At 70.4% G+C, this 24,907-nt stretch carries 22 protein-coding genes; 9 read left to right on the top strand and 13 right to left on the bottom strand.

Annotated elements, in window-relative coordinates; all coding sequences use genetic code 11:
• Positions 1-43: 43 nt before the first annotated feature.
• Positions 44-2,131 carry an AAA family ATPase gene (locus M9914_02735; GenBank protein ID MCO5173081.1) on the bottom strand — a complete coding sequence of 696 codons (2,088 nt, stop codon included), beginning with the start codon at positions 2,129-2,131 and terminating at the stop codon, positions 44-46.
• 260 nt (positions 2,132-2,391) lie between these two features.
• Between M9914_02735 and M9914_02730 the strand changes: the two genes are divergently transcribed.
• The gene (locus M9914_02730; protein ID MCO5173080.1) at positions 2,392-2,991 is read left to right on the top strand and encodes a tyrosine-protein phosphatase; all 600 of its coding nucleotides are present in this window, start codon (positions 2,392-2,394) and stop codon (positions 2,989-2,991) included.
• Positions 2,988-4,016: an ADP-ribosylglycohydrolase family protein gene (locus tag M9914_02725; protein MCO5173079.1), complete on the top strand. Its 1,029-nt coding sequence runs from the start codon at positions 2,988-2,990 to the stop codon at positions 4,014-4,016. Before M9914_02730 ends, M9914_02725 begins: the two co-directional genes overlap by 4 nt.
• 13 nt (positions 4,017-4,029) lie before the next feature.
• Here M9914_02725 and M9914_02720 read toward each other — a convergent pair whose 3' ends face one another.
• Positions 4,030-5,190, bottom strand: a complete 1,161-nt coding sequence (locus M9914_02720) for a hypothetical protein (protein ID MCO5173078.1) — start codon at positions 5,188-5,190, stop codon at positions 4,030-4,032.
• A gap of 45 nt (positions 5,191-5,235) precedes the next feature.
• On the opposite strand from M9914_02720, the gene M9914_02715 reads away from it, so the two are divergent.
• Positions 5,236-5,571, top strand: a complete 336-nt coding sequence (locus M9914_02715; GenBank protein MCO5173077.1) for a hypothetical protein — start codon at positions 5,236-5,238, stop codon at positions 5,569-5,571.
• A gap of 137 nt (positions 5,572-5,708) precedes the next feature.
• Here the strand turns inward: M9914_02715 and M9914_02710 are convergent, their stop codons facing one another.
• The 10 genes from M9914_02710 to M9914_02665 form a co-directional block, all read right to left on the bottom strand.
• A complete protein-coding gene (locus tag M9914_02710; protein ID MCO5173076.1) occupies positions 5,709-7,148 on the bottom strand; it encodes an aldehyde dehydrogenase family protein in 1,440 nt (479 codons plus the stop codon).
• 31 nt (positions 7,149-7,179) lie between these two features.
• Entirely contained in the window at positions 7,180-8,100 is a 921-nt protein-coding gene (locus tag M9914_02705; GenBank protein MCO5173075.1) for an ABC transporter permease, read from the bottom strand.
• The gene (locus M9914_02700; GenBank protein MCO5173074.1) at positions 8,097-9,230 is read right to left on the bottom strand and encodes an ABC transporter permease; all 1,134 of its coding nucleotides are present in this window, start codon (positions 9,228-9,230) and stop codon (positions 8,097-8,099) included. Before M9914_02700 ends, M9914_02705 begins: the two co-directional genes overlap by 4 nt.
• Entirely contained in the window at positions 9,227-10,762 is a 1,536-nt protein-coding gene (locus tag M9914_02695) for an ABC transporter ATP-binding protein (GenBank protein ID MCO5173073.1), read from the bottom strand. The genes M9914_02700 and M9914_02695 overlap by 4 nt, the downstream gene beginning before the upstream one ends.
• An 88-nt stretch (positions 10,763-10,850) precedes the next feature.
• Positions 10,851-11,879, bottom strand: a complete 1,029-nt coding sequence (locus M9914_02690; GenBank protein MCO5173072.1) for a BMP family ABC transporter substrate-binding protein — start codon at positions 11,877-11,879, stop codon at positions 10,851-10,853.
• 57 nt (positions 11,880-11,936) lie between these two features.
• The gene (locus M9914_02685; protein ID MCO5173071.1) at positions 11,937-13,433 is read right to left on the bottom strand and encodes an FGGY-family carbohydrate kinase; all 1,497 of its coding nucleotides are present in this window, start codon (positions 13,431-13,433) and stop codon (positions 11,937-11,939) included.
• Positions 13,430-14,473: a DMT family transporter gene (locus M9914_02680; GenBank protein MCO5173070.1), complete on the bottom strand. Its 1,044-nt coding sequence runs from the start codon at positions 14,471-14,473 to the stop codon at positions 13,430-13,432. Before M9914_02680 ends, M9914_02685 begins: the two co-directional genes overlap by 4 nt.
• A 14-nt stretch (positions 14,474-14,487) precedes the next feature.
• A complete protein-coding gene (locus tag M9914_02675; protein MCO5173069.1) occupies positions 14,488-15,282 on the bottom strand; it encodes a hypothetical protein in 795 nt (264 codons plus the stop codon).
• Positions 15,283-15,468: 186 nt separating this feature from the next.
• On the bottom strand, positions 15,469-16,530 hold the full coding sequence (locus M9914_02670; GenBank protein MCO5173068.1) for an alcohol dehydrogenase catalytic domain-containing protein: 1,062 nt from the start codon (positions 16,528-16,530) through the stop codon (positions 15,469-15,471).
• Positions 16,523-17,581 carry a MurR/RpiR family transcriptional regulator gene (locus M9914_02665; protein ID MCO5173067.1) on the bottom strand — a complete coding sequence of 353 codons (1,059 nt, stop codon included), beginning with the start codon at positions 17,579-17,581 and terminating at the stop codon, positions 16,523-16,525. Before M9914_02665 ends, M9914_02670 begins: the two co-directional genes overlap by 8 nt.
• Positions 17,582-17,750: 169 nt before the next feature.
• On the opposite strand from M9914_02665, the gene M9914_02660 reads away from it, so the two are divergent.
• The 6 genes from M9914_02660 (at position 17,751) to M9914_02635 (ending at position 23,561) form a co-directional block, all read left to right on the top strand.
• The gene (locus M9914_02660) at positions 17,751-19,499 is read left to right on the top strand and encodes a LysM peptidoglycan-binding domain-containing protein (GenBank protein ID MCO5173066.1); all 1,749 of its coding nucleotides are present in this window, start codon (positions 17,751-17,753) and stop codon (positions 19,497-19,499) included.
• Between the two features lie 72 nt (positions 19,500-19,571).
• Entirely contained in the window at positions 19,572-21,173 is a 1,602-nt protein-coding gene (locus M9914_02655) for a macro domain-containing protein (protein MCO5173065.1), read from the top strand.
• A gap of 110 nt (positions 21,174-21,283) precedes the next feature.
• On the top strand, positions 21,284-21,511 hold the full coding sequence (locus M9914_02650; GenBank protein ID MCO5173064.1) for a type II toxin-antitoxin system Phd/YefM family antitoxin: 228 nt from the start codon (positions 21,284-21,286) through the stop codon (positions 21,509-21,511).
• Positions 21,508-21,900, top strand: coding sequence for a type II toxin-antitoxin system VapC family toxin (locus tag M9914_02645; GenBank protein ID MCO5173063.1), 393 nt, complete (start codon positions 21,508-21,510; stop codon positions 21,898-21,900). The genes M9914_02650 and M9914_02645 overlap by 4 nt, the downstream gene beginning before the upstream one ends.
• Positions 21,901-21,980: 80 nt before the next feature.
• Positions 21,981-22,532 carry a DUF488 domain-containing protein gene (locus M9914_02640; protein ID MCO5173062.1) on the top strand — a complete coding sequence of 184 codons (552 nt, stop codon included), beginning with the start codon at positions 21,981-21,983 and terminating at the stop codon, positions 22,530-22,532.
• Between the two features lie 168 nt (positions 22,533-22,700).
• The gene (locus M9914_02635; GenBank protein MCO5173061.1) at positions 22,701-23,561 is read left to right on the top strand and encodes a siderophore-interacting protein; all 861 of its coding nucleotides are present in this window, start codon (positions 22,701-22,703) and stop codon (positions 23,559-23,561) included.
• A gap of 143 nt (positions 23,562-23,704) precedes the next feature.
• Here the strand turns inward: M9914_02635 and M9914_02630 are convergent, their stop codons facing one another.
• Positions 23,705-24,619: a hypothetical protein gene (locus tag M9914_02630; protein MCO5173060.1), complete on the bottom strand. Its 915-nt coding sequence runs from the start codon at positions 24,617-24,619 to the stop codon at positions 23,705-23,707.
• Positions 24,620-24,907 lie beyond the last annotated feature (288 nt).

Below are 24,907 nucleotides of genomic sequence, written 5' to 3'. Positions count from 1 at the left end.
CTTTATTCCTTCCTTCGGGCTCCTCAGGGACGCTGCCGTACCCTCAAGCCAACCTGAGGAACGCCGACCGCTCCCCGACCCCCGTGACCAGCAACCTCTCCCTGACCCGGGTGCAAGCGACGTACAGCAGGTTCCGCTCCTGCTCGAGGAACGCGCGGCGCGCCGGCTCGTCCACCTGTTTCCTGAGCGCCTTCTCCAGTGGCACGATGCCGGCCTCGGCACCCATCACGACGACCGCCCTGAACTGCAACCCCTTGCTCCGGTGCATCGTTCCGATGGCCACGCCCTGTGCCTCGTCCGCGCGGGCCGACTCGAGCTCGACGTACCGACATCGCGCCGCGGCCAGCGCGGGCTTCACGCGGTCGCCCAGGAGGTCCTTCGTCCTCACCAGGACGGCGATCTCGCTCGGCCGGTAGCCCGTGGAGACGAGCTTCGCGATCCACTCGGCCACGGCCGCGCGCTCCTTCATGACCGTCGGGTAGACGTTGTAGACGGGCTTCGGGCCCGTCATGAGGGAGACCGCGCCGGGCTCGCCCTCCCGGTCGTCGGCGGCGCGGCGCGCCACGAGCGCGTCGGCCGCCTTCCTGATCTCCTCCGTGGTGCGGTAGTTGAGGCGAAGGACGCTCGAGCGGCCACGCACTTCCACACCAGCGGCCAGGAACGAGGTGCGGGGCTTGAAGATGCGTTGGTAGCCGTCGCCGGCGATGAACACGTCGTTCTCGCCTTCCGGGGCCAGCGCGCGCAGGAGCCTCAGCTCGGCGGGTCCGAGGTCCTGCGCCTCGTCAGCCACGACGTGCGTGTACGGGCGCTCGCCGGGCGCGTCCAACATGCGCGCGAAGCGCCAGCACACACCCGACCACGTGGTGAGCCCTTCCTCGTCCAGCAGCTCGTGCAGGCGGCCGAACACGGGCCAGAGCCGCTCCCTCGCCGGCGGCCCGAGGGGCGTGACGCGCGTGGCTCGCTCGGTCACCCGGTACGACGCGAAGTCGCGGATGCCGAGCGGGTCGACGACCATGTCCCACTCGGCTTCCGCGAACGGCAGCGTCTGCCCGCCGCCGCCCGCTTCGTTCCAGGCCCGCCGCAGCAGCTCCTCGAGCCTGGCGCTTTGCACCGCTTTGAACGGCTGCGGTGAGCGGTCGTTGTAGCCGCGCACGGCTACCTGGTGCAGGTGGACGACGTCGACCCGCGCCCTGGCCGCGGGCTCCAGGCGCATCAGGGAGTTCACTTGCTCCTGCAGCCGTTCGGCCAGCGTCTTGGAGAACGAGGTGAGCAGCACGCGCCCGCGCCCCTCACGGGCCAGCCTGGCCGCGCGGTGCACGGCCACGACGGTCTTGCCCGTGCCCGGGCCGCCGCTCACGCGGGCGGGACCGCTACGGCTGCGGTCCACCGCGTCCTGCTGGGCGGGGTGGAGGAACACCTCCCAGTCCTCCCAAGGCTCGGCGAGGGCATGGCGCAGCGCCGCGTCATCGACGTTCAGTACGTGGAAGCGGCGCCTGGCGTCCGGGTGCTCGAAGGGGTCGCGGCCCGCGACCTTGGCGGGGAGGTTCGGCTTGCCACCGGCCGCGACCTCGAGGAGGTACTCGCGAGCTTCCTCGGGGAGCTGTCTGCCGAGTTCACCGAGGAACGTCTCCTCGGAGGCGTCGCGCACGAGGGCACGCCACGCCTTCGGCACGCCGAGCAGGCCGAGGTGCGCGTCCGTCAGGTGCTTGAAGGGGCGGCGGCTGAGGCGCTCCTCGGGCGTTTCGGGCGCCTGGTCGATGACCTTGCGCTTGATCACCTCGACGGTCTTCTCGTCGATGACCACGAACTGGGCCGCCCCGGTGTCCTCGTTCACCTCGAGCGTGCGGCCCTTCGCCCAAGCGTAGGCGTCGTCGTGGTGACCGACGTAGCACAGGACGGCGTGCCGCCCGTGGATGTTCAGGATCAGCCTGATGTCGTCGTTCACCCGCATGGAGTGCGCGTTCGAGGCCGTGCCGCCGAGCTTCTCGAGGTTCTGACCCGGCGTGTGAACGCCAAGATGCAACTCCATGACCAGGTCCTTCACGAGCTTCTGCTCTTCGGTGTTGAGCCGGGCGTACGGCTGATGGAACGTGTTGGCCATGATGGGGATCATCGGAATCGACGCATCCATGGACCTCCTGGTCTTCTTGGTTCGCCGCCATGTAGCTTTGAGCACACACTACAACCGGAGGCGAGTTGCCACCCGGCCACCTGAAGGCATGCTAGGTTCGCCTTGCGACAGGAAGCGACGGGACGGGGTAGGCGGAGCCGAGCGCGGCGAACCAGGTCCGTGGACCAGGTTCGTTGGGCGGCGCTGGCGCCGCGACCGTACCTGACGGGTTCCGCCGCTACGCTGCTGCGCGCGCTGAGCGCGCTGACCGGAGATCGACCATGACCCACGCTGGCCGCCTTACCTCAGCAGACAGCCCCATCAAGGTGTTCTGGGTCGCCGACGCTGCCCACGGCACTCCCGGTCGCCTGGGCCTGACCTTCGCACCCGGCAAGAGGGCCCACGGCAGTGACGAGGGTGTCTACTGGGACCGCGACCTGGGTCAGGACATGCGGCGCCTGCGCGAGGTGCACGGTGCGGACCTACTCGTGTCCTTGCTGGAGGACTTCGAGTACGAGGACCTCGGGATCCCCGACCTGTTCACGGTGGCCGAGGCCTGCGGGGTGCGCACCGAGCACTTCCCCATCCAGGACGCGCGGGTGCCGCGGGCCGGTCAGGAAGGGGAGGTAGACGGACTGATCGCCACCGTCCGGTCTGCGCTGGCGGCCGGCGAGACCGTCGTAATCCACTGTATGGGCGGGCACGGCCGCACGGGCACGGTGGCGGCGCTCACCCTCACGAGCTACGGGCTCTCTGCGGAGGAGGCCATCCGCTACGTGCGCGTGGCGCAGCCGAAGGCGCTGGAGAACGAGCTCCAGACGGGTTACGTGGCTGGCGCGGAGCGGCGCTGGGCGTCGGCCGGGACGTGGGCGCGGTGGTGAGCGGCGCCGGGTCCGACGCGGGCGCTGCGCTCCGCGCCGGTGATGCCGCGGCCGCTGCGCTCCGCGCCGTGGATCCCGCGGCCGCTTCCGGCCGCGATACCGGCTCGGTCGCCCGCCGCGACGCCGCGCGCGGCGCCCTCATCGGCCTGGCCGTGGGCGATGCCCTGGGTACGACCGTCGAGTTCACGTCCCCCGGCTCGTTCGAACCAGTCACCGACATCGTCGGTGGCGGGCCCTTCGGTCTCGAGCCCGGCGAGTGGACGGACGACACGAGCATGGCGCTCTGCCTGGCCGAGAGCCTGGTGGAGACCGGCGGCTTCGACCCGCTGGACCAGATGCGGCGCTACGTGCGCTGGTGGCGCGAAGGGCACCTGTCGGTGAACGGTCGCTGCTTCGACATCGGCAACGCCACGCGTGCGGCGCTGTCCAGCTTCGAGCGGTCCGGCGACGCGTTCAGCGGCAGTGAGGACAGCCAGTCGGCCGGTAACGGCAGCCTCATGCGCCTCGCGCCCGTGCCGATGGCGTTCCACCACGACCCCGCCGCGGCGCTGCGCCTGGCGGGGGAGAGCTCGCGCACCACGCACGGCGCCGCGGAGTGCGTGAGCGCGTGTCGCTACTACGCCGGCCTGATGGTCGGGGCCATCAACGGCGCCACCAAGGCCGAGCTACTCGCGCCTCACTACTCGCCGGTCGCGGGTGGACTGGACGGGCTGGCGCCGGGGGTCGCCGAGGTGGCCGGCGGTTCGTTCCTGCACCGGGAACCGCCGGTCGTTCGCGGCGCTGGCTACGTGGTGAGGTCCCTCGAGGCCGCGTTATGGGCGTTCGCGCGCGCGGCGTCGTTCGAGGAGGGGGCGCTTCTGGCCGTGAACCTCGGGGAGGACGCCGACACGATCGGTGCCGTCTACGGCCAGCTCGCCGGCGCCTACTACGGTGAGAGTGGGATCCCCGAGCGCTGGCGCGAGGTGCTCGCCATGCGGGACGTCATCTCGCGGTTGGCGGATGGGTTGGTGGCCTTGGCGGGGTGACCTGCGCGGCGCCTCAGTTCGGCCAATCCGGCTGCAACCACCGCACGGTTCGCCCGACCCGTGCCAACGCGTCCAAGGTCGCGTCCATGGCGAGGCCGGCGGTCATCGAGGCGTTGGGGAAGAAGGCGCCGTAGAGCAGTGACGTCTTGTCGAGCGGTAGGAGCTCGTCAGTAGGCCGCAGGGGGTTGGGCCCCGGCTGGAGGTCGGGCGCCAGGAGGGCCCAGCCGCCGCACTGCATGAGCGGATCGGGGGAATCCCACTCGAGGTCGTTGAGGAGCTGCGGGAGGGTGAAGTCTGCCTTCTCCGCGATGGTCTTGGGCAGGGTGAGGGTGAGTCGCACGAACATGCCGCCGCCCAGCATCGCGTTGCGTTCGCTGAGGTCGAGGCTCACCCTGTACTCGATCCCTCGCTGCGTACCGGGGAGGAAGTACTCGCTCATGTCGGGCTTGATGAAGACCTTGTACCCGGCTTTGACCAGGTCGACGAAGCACTCGACCAGGTCGGGGCGGCACGGTCCAGGGAGCGGCTCGTTCCCGCGGGCAACGAAGATGCGGTCCAGGGCGTCATGGAGGGGGTGGGGGTGCCGGCGCGGTCCGGTAGTGGGGTGGACGGTGTCGTCTGCGGTGACGTTAGGGAAGCCCGCGCCGTCGGCGGTGAGGCCGACGGCCACCCGCGGCCCGTGAGCGCCGCAGATGAGGTTGGCCAGGATGGCTCGATGCGTGAACATCTTGAGCCGGTTCTCGACCTCCTCGTCCGAGCTGTCCTCGTAGATCGCGATGCGGCCCCGTTGCACTAGCTTGTCGCCGACGAGCGCGGCGTTGGTCATCTCGCCGCCGCGGTGCAGCAGTTCGATCAGCGAGTCGACGGCGGCGGTGCGCCTGGATACGCCTGCGACGAAGTCCGTGGTGAACGAGAGCGTTCTGAAGCGCCTGCCCCCGTCCTCGTGGGGACCGCTGAGGCTGAACCGCTGGGCGCGCCGCTCGAGCCACCAGGTGAAGCCGTCCTCATGCGAGATGGTGTAGGCGTCCTCGCAGTCAAGCAGCTCCCTGGTCGTCTGCAGGATGCGCGTGCCGGCGCTGTCGGGCGCGGCAGTGGGACCATCGGCCTCGCGGCCCGCGAGTTCGGGGTCGATAGTTGGTCGGGCGACACGGAGCCGGGTGCCGGTTTCGTACACCGGGTCGACGCCAGGTCCTTGCACCGGCACGCGGGGGTCGCGGCCATGGGGCTCGCCGGTGCCGCCGACATGCTCGTCGTCCACCCGCCCACGCACGCGGCCTGGCTGGCAAGGCAGTCCGACCCGGTGCTGGCGATCGCGACGGTCGAGAGCTACCTCGACGAGGTGGCCGAGATGCTCGCTGGCTCGCTGTTCGCGTTGGCGGAGGGCGGTGCGGCGGTGATGATCACGCGACCGGTCCGAGCGGGCGGGCACGTGTCGCTGGTGACGTCGCACCTCTCGCAGGTCATGGAGGAGTCCGGGTTGCGGGTGGTCGCGTACCACCTGGCCGTGTCGGACGACGGCCGAGAGGATTGGCACGTGTTGATAGGGGTCCTCTGAGGGCGCTCCGGGTCGCGCGGTTGCCTCGGCCCCACGAAGGCCGCCGCGCGCACCGCGTACGCCACTGCGGAGTGCGCGGCGGTACTACACCGGCCTGATCGTCGGGGCTATCAACGGCACATCGCCCAGGACGCCAACTACCCCAAGTTCACCCTGACGCTCTTCAGCTGCAGGTAGTTCCCCAACGCCTGCTGGCCTTCCTCGCGGCCTATGCCGCTCATCTTGTACCCCCCGGCGGGGCACTGGATATCGCCGCAGAACCACTCGTTCACGTACACCTGGCCGGATTGCAGGAGCCGGGCCACCCGGTGCGCGCGCGCGAGGCTCTGCGTCCACATGCCGTTGGCGAGGCCGTACTCGGTGTCGTTCGCCATGTGCACGGCCTCCTCCTCGGTGCGGAAGCCCGTGATGGTCACGACCGGACCGAAGACCTCCTCGCGCCAGACGCGCATGCTCGGGGTCACGTCGTCGAATACCGTGGGCATCACGAAGTAACCGTCGCGTAACGCCCCGTCCGTCGCGCGGTAGCCGCCCGTCAGGACCTTCGCGCCCTCCTGCTTACCGACCTCGATGTAGTCGAGCACGGAGCGCATGTGGTGCTCCGAGACGACGGGGCCGATGGGGTGGTTCTCCACCCCCGGTCCCACGCTCAGGCTCTTGACGCGCTCGACGAAACGCGCAGTGAACTCCTCGCGCACGGACTCGTGCACGAGTATGCGAGGCCCGGACACGCAGATCTGACCGGAGTTGGAGAACGCGGCCCAGACGCTCCCTTCCACGGCCCGCTCCAGGTCGGCGTCGTCGAACACGATGTTCGCGGCGTTGCCGCCGAGCTCCAGCACGAGGCGCTTCATGGTGGCCGCCGCCCCGCGCATGATCCGCTGGCCGGTGGCGACGGAGCCTGTGAACGTGATGCCGTGGATGCCGGGGTGTTGGACCAGCGCTTCCCCCACGTCCGAGCCGGGCCCGGGGATCACGTTGACGAGGCCGTCCGGCAGCCCCGCCTCCTTGGCGAGTTCGCCGAGCTTGATGGCGCCGAGGAGCGCCTCCTGGGCCGGCTTCAGGATGACGGCGTTCCCGGCCGCCAAGGCCGGGGGCACGCTGCGCGACGCCTCCCAGAGGGGCCCGTTCCACGGGATGATGTGAGCGGTCACCCCGAGCGGCTCGAGGGCCGTGTAGACGAGGTGGTTCGCGGAGACCGGGATCTGCTGCCCCTCGACCTTGTCGACGAGGCCGGCGAAGTACTCGAAGCGCTTGGCCGCGATGTCCGTCACCGTCACCCGCGAGTACCAGAGCGTGCCACCGGAGTCCAGCGTCTCGAGTAGCGCCAGCTCCTCCGTGTCGCGCTGCATGAGGTCGGCTACTCGCCGCATGGCGGCCGCGCGCTCGCGTAGCGGCATGGCCTGCCACGCCGCCGCGGCCTTGGTCGCCGCGCGCACCGCGCGCTCGACGTCCTGCGCCCCGCCGCGCGCCACGCGCGCGACCGGGCGGCCGTTGGCGGGGTCGATGACCTCGAAGGTCCCGCCACCGAGCGCAGCGGTCCACTCGCCGTCTATGTAAAGGCCGAACTCTCTCAAGTGCCTATCCTCCTGAAGGGCGAGGGCGCGCTCACGTGTCGAGCACGCCCTTCTTGCGTGAGCGGGTAGCACTGTAGAACACCAGCGCTGCGAGGGTGATCACGTATGGCAGGGCGAAGAGGAGCTGGGCCGGCACCTTGGGCGCGGTGATCTGGAGCGAGTTCGCCACGCCCTCCGTGGCCCCGAACAGGAGCGAGGCCGCGGCGGACCCGAACGCCGTCCCGCTCCCCACGATCGAGGCGACGAGTCCGATCCACCCGCGCCCGGCGGACATGTTCTGCACGAAGCCCCCGAGGGTCAGGGAGAGCTGGGCGCCGGCCAGCCCGGCGAGGAGCCCGCTGGCCAGGACCGCGAGGTAGCGGATGCGGCGGACCGACAGCCCGACGGCTCGCGCCGCCAGCGGCTCTTGTCCGACCGCCCTGAGGCGCAGCCCCATGCGCGTGCGGAACACCACGAACGAGACCACGAGCACGAGGGCCCAGGCCGTGTAGTCGATGACCGTGTGGCCGCTCAGGAACGACAGGAAGTGGGCGTCCTTCACGAGCGGCACGCTGATGGGGCCGATCGTGGGCGCCTGCGGGTAGCTGAGCGAGCCCTCGCGCCCCGAGATCAGCCACGAGGCGTAGGTGGTGACGGCGGCCGCGAACGCGTTCGTGGCGAGGCCGACGATGAAGATGTTGCCGCGCAGGTACAGGGCGAACCACGCGAAGGCGAGCGACAGGAGCCCGCTGCCGACGAGGGCGGCGACGACGCCGACGAGCAGGTTCCCCGTCATGCCGGTGCCGACGACCGCGGCGAAGGCCCCGAACACCAGGAGCCCCTCCAGGGCGATGTTGAGCACCCCCGCCCTGTCGGTGATCATGCCGCCGAGCGCGAGCAGGAGGATGGGCGTCGTCATGCGCAGCACGTCGAACAGCAGCTGCAGGTTGAAGACCTCCGCCAACGAGCTCATCGGTCGCTCCGCGCGGCGCTCGGGCCGCCCTGGCGTCGTGGCCTTCCGGCCGCGCCGCTCGGCAGGGCGCCCCCGGGCCCGGCGTTCGCGCGTGCGGCCCCCAGCCTCCGCCGCAGCCAGACGTAGATGGCCTGCGCCGTTATCAGGTAGAAGATCAACGACTGGATGATCGCGGCTATGCGCGGCGAGACGTCGGACGTGAGGCCCGCCACCGTGGCACCGGAGTGCAGGTAGCCGTATAGGAGCGCGGCCGGGATCACCCCGAGCGGATGGAGGCGCGCGACCAGCGCCACGGTCACGCCGTTCCAACCCAGGTTGTTCGAGAGGCCCGTCACGAGGCGGCCCTGCACGCCCATCACCTCCCCCACGCCGGCGATGCCGGCCAACGCCCCGCTGATGGCCATGGCCACGAGGAAGTGCCAGCCGACGCGGATGCCGCTGTAGCGCGCGTACTTCACGCTCAAGCCCGTCAGGCGGATGCGGTAGCCGAAGGTCGTGCGGTACAGCACGAAGAAGGCCACGACCGCCAGCACGATGCCGATCGCGAACATGACGTTGAGGTTCGAAGGCGGCAGCAGCCTCGCGAGGCGGAAGGTGGCGGCGAGCGGCTTGGAGGTGGGGAAGCCCGCCGTGGGGTCGGCCAGGTAGCGCCTGAGGAAGAAGTCGAAGAGCTGGATGAGCGCCGCGCCGATCAGGAACGAGCCGATGACTTCCGTGGCGCCGAAGCGCGTCCGCAACCAACCGGCGAGCCAGGCGAAGAGCGCGCCGGCCGCTCCGGCCGCCACCACGGCGACGGGGATCAGCCACGGGCTGACGAACGGTGGGAACAGTAGGAGCGTCGCGCCGGCCAGCGCCCCCGCGTACACCTGGCCTTCGGCGCCGAGGTTCACGGCGCCGACCTGGAAGGCCACCGCGACGCCGAGGCCCGTCAACAGGAGGGGCGCCGCCGTCTGCAGCAAGTTGCCGAAGAAGAGCTTGTTCTGGAACGGGCCGAGGAAGAAGGCGCGCAGGGCGTGGCCGGGGTCGGCGCTCGTCAGCCAGATGATGACCGCCCCGGCGACGAGCGCCACGCCGATGGTCAAGGCGAGGCTGAGCCCGTCGGCGAGTCGATCGAGCAGGCGGTCGGTCATGCCGCACGCTCCTTGTCGTCGCCCTGCAGCATGTAGCGCCCCAGCTCCGTCTTGCTGGTGCGGCCTTGGCCGGGCAGCATGGCGACGAGCCTGCCAGTGTAGAGCACGCCGATGCGGTCGCTGAGGGCGAGGATCTCGTCTAGGTCGGTGGAGATCAGGAGGATGGCGCAGCCGGCGTCGCGGTAGCCCGCGAGCAGGTCGTGGACGAACTGCACGCCCCTGATGTCGATGCCGCGGCTGGGGTTGGAGATGACGATAGCTTCCAGCCGCTCGCTCCGCTCGGAGCCGAGCTCGCGCGCCAGGATCAGCTTCTGGATGTTGCCTCCGGAGAGGGAGGAGATAGGGGAGTCGAGGTCGGGGGCGCGGACGTCGAAGCGCTTGAACATGGAGCGGACGACCTGCCGCAGCCGCCTCCGTCGCAAGATACCTGCGGTGGATTCGCGCCTGTAGCACTGCGTCATGGCGTTCTCGAAGACGCTCGCCTGGGGGGCGCAGCCCCACTCCAGCCGGTCGGCCGGGACGTAGGCGAGGCCCAGCCTGCGCCGCCTAGCGGGCGAAGCGCGCGTGATGGCCGCCCCGTTGAGGACCACGCTGCCGGTGGTGGGCGTGATCAGCCCGCCGAGCACCTGCTCGAGCGCCTGCTGGCCGTTCCCTTCCACGCCGGCCAGGCCGAGGATCTCGCCCGCGTTGACGCTGAGCGTGATCCCGTCGAGTTCTGGCCGCCCCCGCTCGTCCCGGATGGTCAGCTCGCGCGTGACGAGCTTCTCGCCTCCCGGTTCAGCGCCGTAGCGCCGCTCGTGCACTGGCAGGCTCTCGCCCACCATGAGCTGCACGAGCTCCTCCTTGGTGGCCTCGGCGCGGTCGCGGTGCCCTACGACGCGGCCTTTGCGCATGACCGTGATCTCGTCCGCGATGGCGAGGACCTCCTCGAGCTTGTGGGCGATGAAGATGACGGTCCGGTTCTCGCGGATCAGGCGCCGGATGCCCTTGAAGAGCCTCTCGACCTCCTGGGGCGTGAGGACGGCGGTGGGCTCGTCGAGGATGAGGAGCTCGACGTCGCGCCGCAGCTCCTTCAGGATCTCGACGCGCTGCTGCTCGCCTACCGACAGGTCGTGGAGGCGCCGCCTGGGGTCGAGGGGCATGCCGTACTCCTCGGACAGCGCCCTCACCTCCTCCACGGCCCTGGCGATGTCGACCTGGCCGAGGCGGGTAGGCTCGTCGCCCAGGACTATGTTCTCCGCGACCGTGAGGGCCGGGAACAGCGTGAAGTGCTGATGCACCATGCCGATCCCGTGCGCGTGGGCGTCTCGCGGTTTACCGGGGGCGTAGGGCTTGCCATCGAAGCTCATGCTCCCGGCGTCCGGCGCCACCATCCCGCCGATGATCTTGGCGAGCGTGCTCTTGCCGGCGCCGTTCTCCCCGATGAACGCGTGTACTTTCCCCCGCTCGACGCTCAGGCTGACCCCCTGCAGGGCACGCAGGGTTCCGCCGTACGTCTTCGAGAGGCCTTCACACACCAGATACGGGGCCATGCCGAGGTCTCCTTGGGCGGGGTCGGGTGCGGGAGGGAGTGGCGCCCCTTTCGTCGGGAGCGCCACTCCCGCGACTACTCCTGCTGACTCAGTTGCCCAACTCCGCCTGGAGGAGGGCCGTCAGGTCGATCTCGCCGGAAACGATGGCGGCCATGACGGAAGCCAGCTCGTCACGGATCGAGCCGGGCACGAACTCCCTGTACAGGTCGTCGTCCGCTATCGAGATGGCGCCTTCCTTCACGCCGGCGATGTCGGTCGTGCCGTAGGCCAGGGTGCCGGCCAACGCCGCCTCGACGGCGCTGTGGATGGAGTTGTCGATGCGCTTGAGCACCGAGCCGAGGATGACGCCTGGCATGGAGGCGTTCTGGTTCGTGTTGACCGCGATGGCGTAGCGGCCGGTCTCCGAGGCCGCCTTGTGTACGCCCGGGTCGCCGCCGCCCGTGATCGACATGATGGCCGTGGTGCCGCGGTTGAACATGTTGAGGGCGAGGTCGCGGGCCCGGTTGGGGTTGTTCCAGTCGCCGACGGCCGCGAACAGCACCTCGATGCTCGGGTCGACGTAGTGCGCGCCGGCCGCGTAGCCCGGGTGGATCTTGTTGTCCATCTGCGGGTACGGCGTGCCGGCGAGCAGGCCCACCTTGGGGCTGGCGGAATCGCCGGACATGCTGAAGTTCTTGGAGAGGAGGCCGGCGAACACGCCGCCTACGAAGCCGAGCGCCTCGTCGGAGTACATCAGCGAGTAGACGTTGGGCAGCCCCTCGACGGCGGAGTCGAGCAGCACGTACTTCTGGTCGGGGAACATGGCCGACACCGACTGGAGGATCTGCGGCATCCCGTCGGTGAGGGTGATGATCAGCTCGTACGTCTGGGTGGCCACGAGGGCGGTCAGCCCAGACTCCCAGTCCGAGGCGGCGCCGCCCTCTACCACGCGGACCGTGACGTTCGGGAAGTCCTGGCGGACGCGCGTCACGCCGGCGGTGATCGGCGGCTCGAGCGGGTTGCCGCCCAAGGTGCCGGGGAAGAACACCGCTACGTCGAAGGTCTGCTGCGCGAGGCCGTAGCCAAGGCCAAGCGCCAACGCCATAGCGACTACGATCGACAAGCCACGCTTCTTCATTAAGGCTCTCCTTCTGTGGGGTTGCGTCATCGCTGGGTGGAGGGGTCCGAGTCGGGACTACGCTGATGGGTTCAGCTCGGCTAGGCGGCGGTACGGCTCCTTCAGGCGCTCGTAGAGCTCGAGGAAGAGTGGGTACGTCTGGTCGTAGACCGCCGTGTTCTTCGCGTCCGGTTCTATCACCTCCCGATCGTGGACCATGCGCTGAGCCACCTGGCTCAGCGGCTCGTCGCTTACGGCGGCGCGCGCGAGGATCGCGGCGCCGAGCACGCCTGAGTCGGTGACCGAGGGTACGTGGACGGGCTTCCCGAGGACGTCGGCCTTGATCCGGTTCCACGCGGCGGCGCGAGCCGTCCCCCCGCTGATCACCACGCGTTCGACGTCGCCGCCGATATCCGAGAGGACGCCGACGACCTGACGCAGGCCGAAGGCCACGCCCTCGAGGAGCGCCCGGCCGAGGTGCTCGGGGCCGTGCTCGGCGCTCACGCCGAAGAAGCAGCCGCGGGCGTCGGCGTCGTAGATGGGGGTCCGCTCGCCGCGGAAGTAGGGGAGGGCGATCAGGCCCTCGCTGCCCGGCCTCACGCGGGCGATGGCGGCGAGCACGGAGTCGTGGTCGGCGCGCGGACCGCCCAGCTTGGCGACCACCCAGTCGAGGAGGCCGCCGCTGTTCGACATGGCGCCGCCTATCACCCAGCCGGCGCCGAAGGGGCTGCGCATGCGGAAGACCCGGTGCCTCGGGTCGGTTAGGGGCGCCTCGGAGGCGAAAGCCACGCCCTCCGAGGTGCCGCCGATGTTGGAGAGCTGGCCTTGGCGGCTCAAGTTCACGCCGATCCAGTGCGCGAACGCGTCGACGGTGCCGCTCACCACTTGTGCCTCAGGGTGCAAGCCGAGGGCCTCGGCCACGGCGGGGCGCACCGTGCCGATGACGCGGCCGGTGCCCACCGTGCGAGCGGGGAAGCGGGTCCGTTCCAGGCCCAGGCGCTCCAAGCGGTCGTCGGTCCAGTTCGGCAGACCGTCGAGCGGCTCGATGGTCACGGCCGTGCCCGTCAGTCGGAAGGCGAGGTACTCGTAAGACTGCAGGAAGGCCGCGGTGCGCCTGAACACGTCCGGCTCGTTGTCCCTGATCCACAGCACGCGTGGCAAGGACTCGAACTCGATGTTCACGAAGCCGGCCCCCAGCGTCTCCGCCATCCGGGCGGCCTGCGCGACCGCGCGTCGGTCGGCCCACGTGATGGCAGGCCTGAGCGCGGCGCCGTCCGGGCCGACCGGCACCACGGTCGGCGACTGGCCCGCCACGGCGATGGCGCGGATGAGGCGCGTGTCGACGTTCTCGCGGAGCTGGCTCAGCACCAGCTCGAAGGCCTCCCACCAGCGCTCGGCCGGCTGCTCCGCCCACGCGGCGCGCGGCCGCTCGAGCGCGTACTCCACCTTGCCCGCCGCGACGAGGCGCCCTTCCGCGTCGAACGCCCCGGCCTTGAAGCCCGTGGTGCCGAGGTCGACGCCCAGGACGAGGTCGCCGGGTCCACCCGTGGGGCGTGGGCGTTCGGGCCGGCTCATGGACGCCGCCTCCCGGGGCGTGGGTCGGGTGCCGGCGCGGCCGCCGCGCCGGGGGCGCCGCGCGCCGGCACGCCTGGTGCGCCGTCCTGCGCGCCGATCCTGACGGGCTTGGTGGCCTGGAACACCACGACGCCGAGGCTCGTTAGCGCGATGCCGGCCCACATGAGCAGGTTGACGTACTCCCCCAGGAACCAGGCTCCGCCCAGCGCTGTGAGGAGGGGAGTGAGGCCGTTCAGGACGAAGACGGTGGCGGCCGGCAGGAGCTTGATGGCCGTGAACATGGCGAACGCGGCGATCACGCCACCGCAGATGCCGCTCATGACGAGCGAGGCGAGGCTCTCCCAGCCGATAGCCTGATACACGCCAAGCTGGCCGGCCGCGACGAGGAAGCCCAGGCTGAGGCTGACTGACGTGCCGTAGTGCACGGTCATGCCGGTGGCGCGCTCGACGCCTTGCATCTGGCCGCGGCGCCAGATGACGCCGGAGAGGCCCCAGGCCACCGCCGGCACCAGCGCCAAGAGCAGGGCCGTGAACCAGGCGTCGGACACGGGGGTACCCCTGCTCTGCCCGACGGCGAGCACGCATAGGCCGGCGAACGTCACGGCGATGCCGAGGACGCCCCGGGGCAGGACGCGTTCGCCGAGGAGGAGCCAGCCGAAGAGGGCGCCCCAGAGGAGCTGGGTCTGGAGGACGGGCACGGCGATGTTCACGCCGCCGATACTCAGCGAGAAGAAGAACGCGAAGGTGCCGATGACCGAGATGGCGCCGCTGAGGGCGAAGGGGACCAGCTTGGCGCCTTGGAAGGCGCTCCGACCTGGTACGAGCTGGCGGTAGCGTCCCGCGCGGCTCAGCAGCGCCAGCCCGAGCAGGAAGCTCGGGAGGTCGCGTAGCAGGGGGCCGGCGACGGGGTTGCCCAAGGCGACGCCCGCGCGGCCGAACAGGTTCGAGCCGGTGTAGCCGACTACCGCCGCAAGCGCCCACAGCTCCCCCGCGAACGTGGCGGAGCGTCTGGCGAGGGCCTGGGTGGTCGCTCTGAGCATCGGCTACTCGGTCACTACCGCGACCCGAGCTCCTTGGCTGCCTGCGCGACGGTGGCGCCGTCGTGGATGATGCGGGCGAGGGCGCGCACCACGCCCCCGGCGTTCTCGTGCTGCCAGACGTTGCGGCCGACGGCCACGCCGCTCGCGCCGCCCTGGAGGGAGTCGTGGACCATCGTGAGGAGGTCCACCAACTCGCCCTTCCTGTTCCCGCCGAGCACGACCACGGGGGCGAAGACGCCGGCGGTGAGGGCCTTGAACGACTCCACGTCGCCCGTGTAGGTGGTCTTGATGATGTCTGCGCCGAGTTCGACGCCGATGCGGCTGGCGAGAGTGATGTTCTCCGGCGTGTGCAGGCTCGGGTTGAAGCCGCCCGGCATCATCTCGGCGAGCAGCGGCATGTTCCAGGCCGTGCACTGGCTGGCGATCCGGCCGAGGTTGTGCAGGGTCTCGCCCCGGCCCTCGCCGGGGAAGCCCATGGCCGCCACGGCGTCCGCGGCGACGCGCAGCCCGTCCTCGATGGTGTAGCGCTGCTCGAAGGTGGAGCCCTGGTCGAGCATGGAGCCGGAGCCGTCGAGGCGCAGGATGAGGCCCATGCCGCCGAGGCGGTCCGTGTAGGTCGTCGCTATGCCCAGGGTGGTAAGGACGGCGTCTGCTCCGGCCTCGCGCACTTCGTCGAGGATCCTCCCAGGGTCTGCCGCCTGGGGGAGGACGTTCATGTATGACCCGTGGTCCATGGCCACGATCAGCGTGCGGCCGTCCTCACGGAAGACCCTCTGGAGCCTGCGGACCTTGGTGCTGCTGACGTGCATGTTCGCTCTCCTGACTCTCTAGCTTCGCCCGGTTGCGGGCTCTCTGCGCTCGTCGCGCAGGCGGTGGTCGGGGCCTCGGCGCCGGTCGGGTGGCGCGCGGTGGTGGGTCCGTCCCTCATGGGGCGGCTGGACGGGCGACGGCCTTCACGCCTCCAGACTCATGCCTCTGGGTTCACGCCTCTAGGTTCACGCCTCCAAGTTCACGATGACGCGCTGCGTGGCGCCCGTCGGCACCCCGTGCTCGAGCTCGTCCGGTAGCTCCTCCAGGGCGATCTGGCGCGAGACGAGGTGCTCGAGCCGCCCTTGGAGCTGGGGCAGGAGCTCGGCGGCCGTGCGGACGTCGTTCCTGGTGCGCGATTCCGTGCCGTCGATGCGGATCTCGTTGTAGTGGATGCGGTTCCAGTCGACCTGGATCTTGGCGGCCGGGTGGGTGGACGCGTACAGGACCACGGTGGAGTACTTGCCCGCCATCTCGATGGCCTGCTCGGCGGCTGCGCCCACACCGGCGGTCACGAAGACGGCGTTGGTGCCGCGCCCGGCGGACAGCGCCCTAGCGGCGGCGATGGGGTCGTCCTTGGTCGGGTTCACGGTGACGTCCGCTCCGAGGCGGTCGCGCACGAACGCGAGGCGCTCCTCGTCGGGGTCGCTGACCAGCACCTTGCAGCCGTAGAGCTTGGCCAGGACCACGTGGAGCGAGCCCATCGTGCCGGCGCCGATCACCGCTACCGTGTCGCCGAGGCCGACGGTCGTCTTGCTGAAGCTGTGGATCACGCAGCCGAGGGGCTCCGAGAGCGCGATGATGTGGTGCGGGACGGTGGGGTCGACCTTGAAGACCTTGGCGGGGTCGACGGAGATGTACTCGCCGAAGCCGCCGCCGATGACGTTGAGGCCGTCCCACTTGAGGCCCTCGCTGTAGAGCCGAACGCACTGGTTGTCCTGGCCGCGCACGCAGTAGTAGCAATGGCCGCAGCGGTAGACCAGGTCGAGGGCGACGCGGTCGCCCGGCTCGAAGCCCGTGTCCGCCGGCGCGGCCTCGACGGTCGCGGCGACCTCGTGCCCAGCGATAGACGGCATGGGGACGTGCTTCTGGGCGCCGCTGTAGATGCGCCGCTCGAACGTGCAGATCCCGGTGCGCGTCACCTTCACGAGGACCTTGCCCGGTTCCGCGGTGGGCCGCGCCACTTCCGTCACTGCGATGTCGCGCACCCCGCGGAACACGGCGGCGCGCATCGAACCTGCGCTACTCATGGCTGCTCTCCTTACGCGGGGTCTTGGCCCCGCTCTTCTTCCCGGTGTTCTTGGCGTTCTTGGCCGTCTTCTTGGTGCTGGCCGCCACGGTCAGGGTCTTGGCCGAGGACCTGGTGGGGGGCGGGGCCGAGGGGCCGTCACCTGACCGGCCCCTGCCGAGGCCCGGGTGCTTGAGGCCCAGGCCGAGGCGGTCGCGGGACTTGCCCACCTTCTGCAGGAGGATCTGGTTGTAGCGGTGGAAGGCCGCATCGAAGCGCTCGGAATCAGAGGCGATAAGCTCGATGAACAGGGCGTCCACGACGTAGAGCTGCGCTATCCGGCCACCCAGGCTGCCGTCGGGTATCAGGTGGCGCGACACGGCGGTCGAGAGGACGACGTCGGACACGTCCACGATGCTCGAGTCGGTGAAGTTCGTGAGGGCGACGGTGGTAGCGCCTTGCTCGCGGGCCATGGCCACGCACTCCACCACGCTCTGCGTCTCGCCGGAGTAGGAGACGCCGATGGCGACGTCGCCCGGACCGAGGCCCGTGGCCGAGATCGCCTGCATGTAGCTGTTCTCGTACACGGAGGCGTAGATGCCGAGGCGCTTGAGCTTCTCGACGAGGTCCATCCCGACGAGGTAGGAGGTGCTGGCCCCGTAGACGTCGACGTGGCCTGCCTCGGCGATCAGGCGCGCCACCCGCTGCAGCTCCGGTATGTCGAGGGCTGCGGCGGTCTCGTTCAGGCCGAGGACCGTGTTCTCGAGGAGTTCCGCCGCGTTCCCGCGGCTGGACCCCTGGCGCGCGGTGAGGTTGGGGATGAGGGTGCCGACCTCGAGCGCGAGGGCGAGCTTCATCTCCCTCACGCCCTCGAACCCGATGTCCTTCGCGAGGCGCACGACGGTGCCGACGCTCGTCCGGCAGCGCGCCGCGATCTCGTGGATGGAGGCCTGCATGGCGTCGTTCGGGTTCTTCAGGATGTACTCCGCGACGACCTGCTGGGCTGGAGACAGCCGCGAGAAGTGCTGACGTAGCCGTTGCAGACAGTGGCGCGAAGGCCGCTCGCTTGTCATTTGAGGGGAGTGTAGGGGCTAGCGGGTCGGGTGTCAATACATTGTTCAGCAGTTTGAGAAGAAAGTTCCGGCCATTCGCCGTGGGCGGCCTACGCTGGGCCTAGCGCTCGTTCCCTGGGCCGCTCTCATGAGTCTCGTCTGAAGTGCCCCTCGCCTTGTATATTCGGTCATGCGCAACCAGAGCACCCGGCCAGCGGCTCGCCGGAGGCGGGCCTCGTTCGTAGTCCTCGCGGCGGTCATGCCGCTCACGCTCCTGCTCGCCTGCGGCCCGAGCAAGCTGGAGAAGGAGCTCACCGAGCAGAACGCGACCTTGTCCGGCCGCGTCACGAGTCTCCAGGGCGAGCTGAGCCAGGCGACGAGCGCGAAGGAGGCCGTCGAGGCGAGCCTCGCGGAGGCGCTCGACACGCTCGCGCGCGCCGAGGCCGACCGCGACACGGCGGCCGCGAACGTGACCGACCTCCAGGACCGGGTTACCGGCCTCGAGGCGAGGTTGGGCGAGGCCCAGGGTCGGGTCGACGCCGCCCTGGCCCAGGTGGCCTCGGTCAACGCCCAGCTTGGTCAGGCCAACGCCGAGAGGGACCAGGCCGGGGCCGACCTCGCCGCGGCCAACGCCGAGCGTGACGCCGTCAATGCCCAGTTGAACGAGGCCATCGCGGGGCGCGCCCAGGCGACGGCCCAGTTGGAGGAGGCTCGAGCCCAGTCCGAGGCGGCTCAGGCGCGGCTCGAAGCGCTCGAGTCCGGCCAGGGCGCGGCCGCGGGCGACGCGGCCGGGGCGGTGGCCGCGGCGCCAGTGGCTTTCCTACAGGCTGCTCGCGATGAGGCCTCGGCCGCGATGGCGGAGGTCGCCGACCTACGTGCCGCGCTCGACCACGAACGGGGCGACCTTGCCGACCTGCGCGTCCTGAGCGACGCGGCCGATCGCGAGATCGCCGAACTGCGGGTCGCCAGGGACGACCTAACGCGCCAGCTCACGGCGGTCATGGAAGAACGCGATGCGATCGTGGTCGAGCTCGAAGGCGCTCGCACCGCGGCGTCCGAGGCGAGGGCGGCGGCCGAGGCGGCGAGCACCGCCTCTGCAGCGGGTGCCTCTGGAGTGGGTGCCTCAGGGGAGGGGGACGCTTCCGCCGAGGAGGCGAGGATGAGCCTGGACATCGTCATGCAGCAGCGTGACGAGGTCGTGACCGCCCTCACCGCGACGCAGGCGGACCTCGCTGCGGCCGTGAGCGAGCGCGACGAGGTCGCGACGGCCCTGAGTGCGACGCAGGCGAACCTCGCCGCCTCAGTCGCCGAGCGTGACGAGGTCGCTACCGCCCTCAGCGCTGCACAGGCCGATCTTGCCGCCACCGTGAGCGAACGCGACGGGCTCGCCGCCCAGGCAGCCGAGCTCGCTTCCGAGCGTGATGGGCTCGCGGCCGAGCGCGACGAGGCCGCCAGTCAGCGCGATCAGCTCGCTGCCCAGCGCGACGGGCTGGTGGCCGAGCGCGACGAGGCCGTCGAGGAGCTGGGGCGCCTGCGCGCCACGGTGGACGCGTCGCAAGCGCTGCGCTCCGATCTTCAGCAGCGCCTGGGAGCGACCTCGCTGGACCTCGACAGCGCCAGGGCGCGCGCCGCCGACCTCACGCGCGAGCTCGAGTCGCTGTCAGACGAGAGGACCCAGCTCGAGCAGGTGAGCGAGGAGCGCCAGGCGGAGCTCGCGCGGATCCGCTCCGAGCTTCAGGAGGCCCAGCAGCAGGTGGCCACGCTGACGGGCGCGCGCGGCATCTACACCGTGCAGCCGCTCGACTCGCTCTCGTCGATCGCCACGTTCTTCTACCGCCAGGGCTCGCAGTGGCCGCGCGTGCTGGAGGCGAACGCCCACCTCATCGACGACCCCAACCTGATCTTCCCGGGGATGGTGCTCATCGTTCCGCAGCTGTAGTCGGTCGTAGCCAAGGTTCGGACGGCGGCGGATGGCTCGCCCAGGGATCGGGTCGACGCGGCCATCGACGCCGTGCGGGCCGGCGGCAGCACCAACCTCTTCGGCGGCTGGGCCGAGGGCCTCTCGCAGGTGATGGCTTGCGCAGAGCCGGGCGTCGTCGGCCGGGTCGTGCTCCTGAGCGACGGCCAAGCGAACTGCGGGGTCACCGACCGCGGTCTTATCGCGCAGGACGTCACTCGAGCGGCCTCACACGGGGTTACCACGACGACGATGGGGCTCGGTGTCCACTACGACGAGGACCTCCTGCGCGGTATGGCCGACGCCGGCAGGGGCAACTACGTCTTCCTCGCCAACGAGACCGACATGGCGCGCGCGTTCGAGGTGGAGGTGGCCGGCTTGAGCTCGTTGCGTGGCCGCGACGTCCGGCTCGCCGCCGAGCCCCGGACTGCTGCCCTCTTGGCCCATGCCGACGCGGCCGCGGCCCGGACCGCCGGTTTGGGGACGGATGACAGGGGCATCGCCCTCTCCGACCTGCTCGCCGGCATGCCGGGCGACTACCTCGTGAGCCTCGAGCTCGAGCCCGGTCACGCGGATCTGAGGCTGAAGCTGTACTGGGACGACGTCGTGACCGGCGCGCCCGACGAGGAGAGCTACCCGATCGACCTCCCGTGGTTCTCGCCCGCTGCCTGGGAGGCCGCGTCTACGGACGAACGCGTCGCCCAGGCTAGGGTGCTGGTAGAGCTGGCCGGCGTCAAGCGCAAACTGGCGCAAGCCGCGGCGAGTGAGGACGAGCAGGCGGCGAGGCAGTGGCTCGGCCGGCTCGACGCGCTGATCTGCACGTTGCCGGCAGGCGAGGAGCGTTCCCGCGAGGAGGCGGAGTTCGGGCAGATGGAGGGGTACGTCCGGCAACGCGCCTTCAGCCCCGCGGCGCGCTACTCGGACGTGAAGTCACGCGACCGTTACCACGGCTCGAACGACAGGAAGCGGTCGGCCATGGTGGCCGCGGAACGCGTCCTGACCGAGCGGAAGAGGGCCCTCGGCGAGCGAGGAAGGAACGTCATCTGGGAGTTCGGGGAGGAGGAGACGCGAGAGCGGGAGCGGCGAGAACTGGAGGCGCGGATCGCGCAGGCCCTTGCTACCCCCGTCGTCCTCTACGAGGCCGCCTCGCCGGCGGGCCGCGTCCAGGTCGTGAAGGGCGACATCACGAAGCAAGCGGTGGACGCCGTCGTCAACTCCTCGAACCGCGCCCTGATGGGTGCCGCCGGTGTCGACGGCGCGCTCGCCCGTGCGGGCGGTCCGCGGCACGTGGCGGCCATGCGCGCGATCGGGGGCGTCGACTTCGGGCAGGCGGTCTTCACACCCGCCTTCGGCATCCCCGCGACCTACGTCATCCACACGGCGGCGCAGCCGTGGCGTGGGGGCGTCCGTGAGCGTGAGGTCCTGCGCCAGCGCCACGAGGCCGCGTTCGCCCTAGCCGCCCAGCTGGGTGCGAGGTCCGTGGCGGTGCCGGCGATCGGCACCGGCCGATGCGCGTTCCCGCCAGAGATCGCCGCGCCGATCGCGGCGGGGGTCGCCAAGAGCTGGCTCCAGCGGGGCACGTTCGACCTGATCAGGTTCGTGGTGTTCGACGACGTCACAGGGAAGGCGTTCGCGGAGGCCGTCGAGAGCTGGTAAGGACGCCGGCGGCGTAACCGCCGGTAACCGTACTCCGGGTAGAATGCATTACGCTCATGGTCACAGACCATGGGCATAATTGCCCGGCGGCGTGTGAGAGGAAAGCGGCTATGCGCACAGTCTCGAAGTCGGAGCTGAAGCCGAAGGTTCTCGAGTACCTTCGCGAAGTCGAGGCGACGGGAGAGCCCCTCTTGGTGACGGACCGGGGTCGCCCGGTGATCAGGATCGAGCCCTACGGCGATGATGACGACGCGCTTCGGCTTCTCCGGGGAGTCGTACTCCGGTACGACGGCCCGACGGAGCCGGTGGGAGAGGATGACTGGGAAGCGCTTCGGTGATCTTGCTCGACACGCACGCTTGGCTCTGGTGGCTGAGCGATCCTGGTCGGCTCAGCCGAGCCGCGGCGGAGCGGATCGAGCTTGCCAGACGTGATGGCCGCATCGTCGTGTCCGCCATCAGCGTGTGGGAAGCGGCGCTGCTGGTCAAGAAAGGCCGGCTGGAACTCACGGTCGACATGACCACGCTCGTTCGCGGCTGCCTTGCGCTCTCCTTCTTGCGCTTCGAGGCCATCGACCCGGCGATCGCCTTGGGCGCCGTCGAACTGTCGCCCTTCCATCCGGATCCCGCTGACCGGATGATCGTCGCGACGGCTCTTCGGCTGGGCGTGCCGCTCGTCACCAAGGATGCGCGCATCCGAGCGAGCGGGTCGGTAGAAGCTATCTGGTAAACGGACGGTCGCCGTGCGTGCCTGCGCGGCCGCGATCCTCATCCTGGGAAGGTCAGACCGTTCAGGGTCTACTCTTACCCATGCCCGCCGAAACGATCTTCACCGTCGGCCACTCCACGCACCCGATCGAGGTGTTCATCGGCATGCTCACCGCCCACGGCGTCGAGCGGCTCGTGGACGTGCGCACGGTGCCGAGGTCGCGCCACAACCCGCAGTTCGGCCAGGACGAGTTGCCGGCCAGCCTCGCGGCCGCCGGCATCTCGTACCGGTGGGCGAAGGAGCTGGGCGGGCTGCGCCACGCCCACAAGGACAGCGTCAACCTGGGTTGGCGGAACGCGTCCTTCCGCGGCTACGCCGACTACATGCAGACGCCGGAGTTCGCCCAGGCGGTGGAGGCGCTGGTGAAGGAAGGCGAGGGCGACGACCTCGCCATCATGTGCGCCGAGGCCGTGCCGTGGCGGTGCCACCGCTCGCTCATCGGCGACGCGCTGCTCGTGCGCGGGGTGCGCGTGCTCGACATCATGTCCGCTGACAAGTCCACGCCACACTCATTGACGAAGTTCGCGGTCGTGGAGGGGTCGAGGGTCACGTACCCGGCTCCAGCAGGCTCGCAAGCCACCGGCCAATCCTGATAACATCACTCGGGAATAAGGCCGCTGCTCGGTACACGCGGGCACGAGCCGAGACGTTCACGGCGTTGGCGCGAAGTCCATAGGCAGCCGCCCGAACCGCATGCGGTTGCCACGACCACCAGACGATCATGGCGGACAATCGCTCGCGCCACCGATAGGAGACCAAACGTGACCACGCGCCAACCCCGGACCTGGTCCGGTCCGAACCGCACCGGGCAGACGCAGGTGAACTTCATCGAGAACGTCGGCCGGCGTGTCGTGAGAGTGAGCCGCGTAGAGCAGATCACCCCGCGCTACCGGCGCGTCTTCCTGGCCGGCCCCGACCTGGACGCCGGCTTCCCGTACGTGCGCCTCGCCCCGACGGACCACGTGAAGGTCCTCTTCCCGCAGCCGTCCGGCGAGGTCGTCATGCCGCAGCGGACGAAGGAGGGCTGGGTGAGCCCGGAAGGCGCGGCCGAGCCCGTCTTCCGCGACTACACGGTGAGGGGCTGGCTGCCGGAGACGGGGGAGCTGGTCATCGACTTCGTCGTGCACGGTCGCGGGGTCGGTTCCGCCTGGGCGGCGGCGGCCAAGCCGGGCGACCAGCTCGGCGTCATGGGCCCCCGCGGCAACATCGTCTTCCCGGAGAACTACTCCTTCTACCTGATGGCCGGCGACGAGTCGGCGCTGCCGGCCATGGGCCGGTTCGCCGAGGAGCTGCCGGAGACGGCCTCCGCGCGGGTAGTGGTGGAGGTGGCCGACGCCGCGGAGCGCCAGAAGCTCACGGACCGCCCCGACGTCGAGGTCACGTGGGTGCTGCGAGATCACGCCGGGGCTGGTGGCCTCGAGCGCGCCGTCCGCCAAGTGCTCCCGCCCGACGGCGACGACTGGTTCGTCTTCGCCGCCGGCGAGGCTGGGGCCCTCCGGCCGATCCGCGACTACTTCCGCCGCGAGCTCGGGCTGTCTAAAGAGCGGGTCGTGGTCGACGGTTACTGGAAGCGTGGCATCGCCAACCTCGACCATCACGCGATAGACCTCGACGCGGACTAGGAGGCGGGCGCCTCGCGGCGGCCTCTGGACCGCGTTGCTGCGCGTCAGCATGTACGCCACGCTGGCGGCGCTGGACGCGGGCCAACCCGGTTCGGCCCCCGCCCTCTACCAGGGCGCTCTCGGCAACTACCGCGACCGCGGGCCTAGCCCTCCCTAGCCGCGCCGAGCACGGCCCTGCGCAACTCCCCCTCGTCCGCGTTCACGCGCAGCCGCCGGAACGACGTGACGAGCGAGCTGACGTCACGCGCCAACAGCTCATGCGCCGTGCGCCCGTTGCGGAGCTCCAGCATCTGCGGCACGTCGATCAGGACGACCTTCTCCCGGTGCCAGAGGAGGTTGTAGGTCGAGAAGTCGCCGTGCACGAGGCCGAACTCCGCGAGGCGGACGAGGATGGCGGCGCTCTGGGCGTACGCCGACTCCGCCTCGGCTCCGGCCAACCGGACGTCCGAGAGGCGCGGCGCCGGCACGTCGCCCTCACCAATGAACTGCATGAGCACGACCGCGCCGGCCGCGCTGATCGCCGTCGCCTCCGGCCCGACCGCGGGCCGCGGTACGGGCAGCCCCGCCCTATGGAGCTGCCAGAGGTACATGTACTCCCTGCCGACCCAGAAGGCGGCCCTGGCTGCCTGACCCGCTCGCGTGCGGTGCTTCATGGCCCTGGCGATGCGCGCGTCCGGGATGGTGATCCCGGCCCAGTAGGCCGAGTCGTCGCGGAACGTGCGCGCGTCGATGTCGGCGTACACCTTGGCGGCGAACAGCTCGTCGCCGCGGCCAACCAGGTAGACGGTCGCCTCCTTGCCGCCCTTCACCTGGCCGATCAGCCTGTCGAAGTAGCCGCGCGCGTAGAGCCGCTGCATGTCCGCGTCCGCGAACTCCGTCTCCGTGTCCGCGGCTTGCCTGGCGGCCTCAGGCAACACCAGGTCCGCCGCCCTGCGCTTGGCGCTCGGCTTCCTGCGGTCGCGCTTCGGCCGCCCCGGTTCGAACGTGCTCTCCGTGATGCCGCTCCTGAAACCGTGGGACTGGGCGTCGTCGGCCCACTCCTCCAGCTTCCCTGACAAGTCGTTACGAGACAAACTCTTCCTCCGAGGATGGGTGCCCGGTCGGGCCGTGTGGGGACGGGCACCTCGAGGGTGCGACGGGTGTCGTCGGTGGGAGGCTCGAGCCGGACTCCGGCGGCCGGCCGCCGCGAGCCAAGCGTGGCAGGTCACACGCGGCAGGCCGAGCGTCGTCGGTCAAGCTCTGCAAGCCAAGCTCTGCAAGCCAAGCTGCCAGGTCCCTCGCTCGTTGGGGGTTCGGTCCGGTGCCCTACAGCTGCACGCCCGGCAAGCGGCGTTCACGGCCCCGCC

The organism is Trueperaceae bacterium (assembly GCA_023954415.1).
Lineage (GTDB): Bacteria > Deinococcota > Deinococci > Deinococcales > Trueperaceae > JAAYYF01.
The sequence above is the reverse complement of the archived record's forward strand: the minus strand, read 5'-3'. Positions and strand labels throughout refer to the sequence as shown.

Bases quoted from the DNA above. Each gene is read 5' to 3' on its own strand.
- M9914_02735 (MCO5173081.1), bottom strand. From the start codon at position 2,131: ATGGATGCGTCGATTCCGATGATCCCCATCATGGCCAACACGTTCCAT.
- M9914_02730 (MCO5173080.1), top strand. From the start codon at position 2,392: ATGACCCACGCTGGCCGCCTTACCTCAGCAGACAGCCCCATCAAGGTG.
- M9914_02715 (MCO5173077.1), top strand. From the start codon at position 5,236: ATGGGGCTCGCCGGTGCCGCCGACATGCTCGTCGTCCACCCGCCCACG.
- M9914_02705 (MCO5173075.1), bottom strand. From the start codon at position 8,100: ATGAGCTCGTTGGCGGAGGTCTTCAACCTGCAGCTGCTGTTCGACGTG.
- M9914_02700 (MCO5173074.1), bottom strand. From the start codon at position 9,230: ATGACCGACCGCCTGCTCGATCGACTCGCCGACGGGCTCAGCCTCGCC.
- M9914_02695 (MCO5173073.1), bottom strand. From the start codon at position 10,762: ATGGCCCCGTATCTGGTGTGTGAAGGCCTCTCGAAGACGTACGGCGGA.
- M9914_02690 (MCO5173072.1), bottom strand. From the start codon at position 11,879: ATGAAGAAGCGTGGCTTGTCGATCGTAGTCGCTATGGCGTTGGCGCTT.
- M9914_02685 (MCO5173071.1), bottom strand. From the start codon at position 13,433: ATGAGCCGGCCCGAACGCCCACGCCCCACGGGTGGACCCGGCGACCTC.
- M9914_02680 (MCO5173070.1), bottom strand. From the start codon at position 14,473: ATGCTCAGAGCGACCACCCAGGCCCTCGCCAGACGCTCCGCCACGTTC.
- M9914_02675 (MCO5173069.1), bottom strand. From the start codon at position 15,282: ATGCACGTCAGCAGCACCAAGGTCCGCAGGCTCCAGAGGGTCTTCCGT.
- M9914_02670 (MCO5173068.1), bottom strand. From the start codon at position 16,530: ATGAGTAGCGCAGGTTCGATGCGCGCCGCCGTGTTCCGCGGGGTGCGC.
- M9914_02665 (MCO5173067.1), bottom strand. From the start codon at position 17,581: ATGACAAGCGAGCGGCCTTCGCGCCACTGTCTGCAACGGCTACGTCAG.
- M9914_02660 (MCO5173066.1), top strand. From the start codon at position 17,751: ATGCGCAACCAGAGCACCCGGCCAGCGGCTCGCCGGAGGCGGGCCTCG.
- M9914_02650 (MCO5173064.1), top strand. From the start codon at position 21,284: ATGCGCACAGTCTCGAAGTCGGAGCTGAAGCCGAAGGTTCTCGAGTAC.
- M9914_02640 (MCO5173062.1), top strand. From the start codon at position 21,981: ATGCCCGCCGAAACGATCTTCACCGTCGGCCACTCCACGCACCCGATC.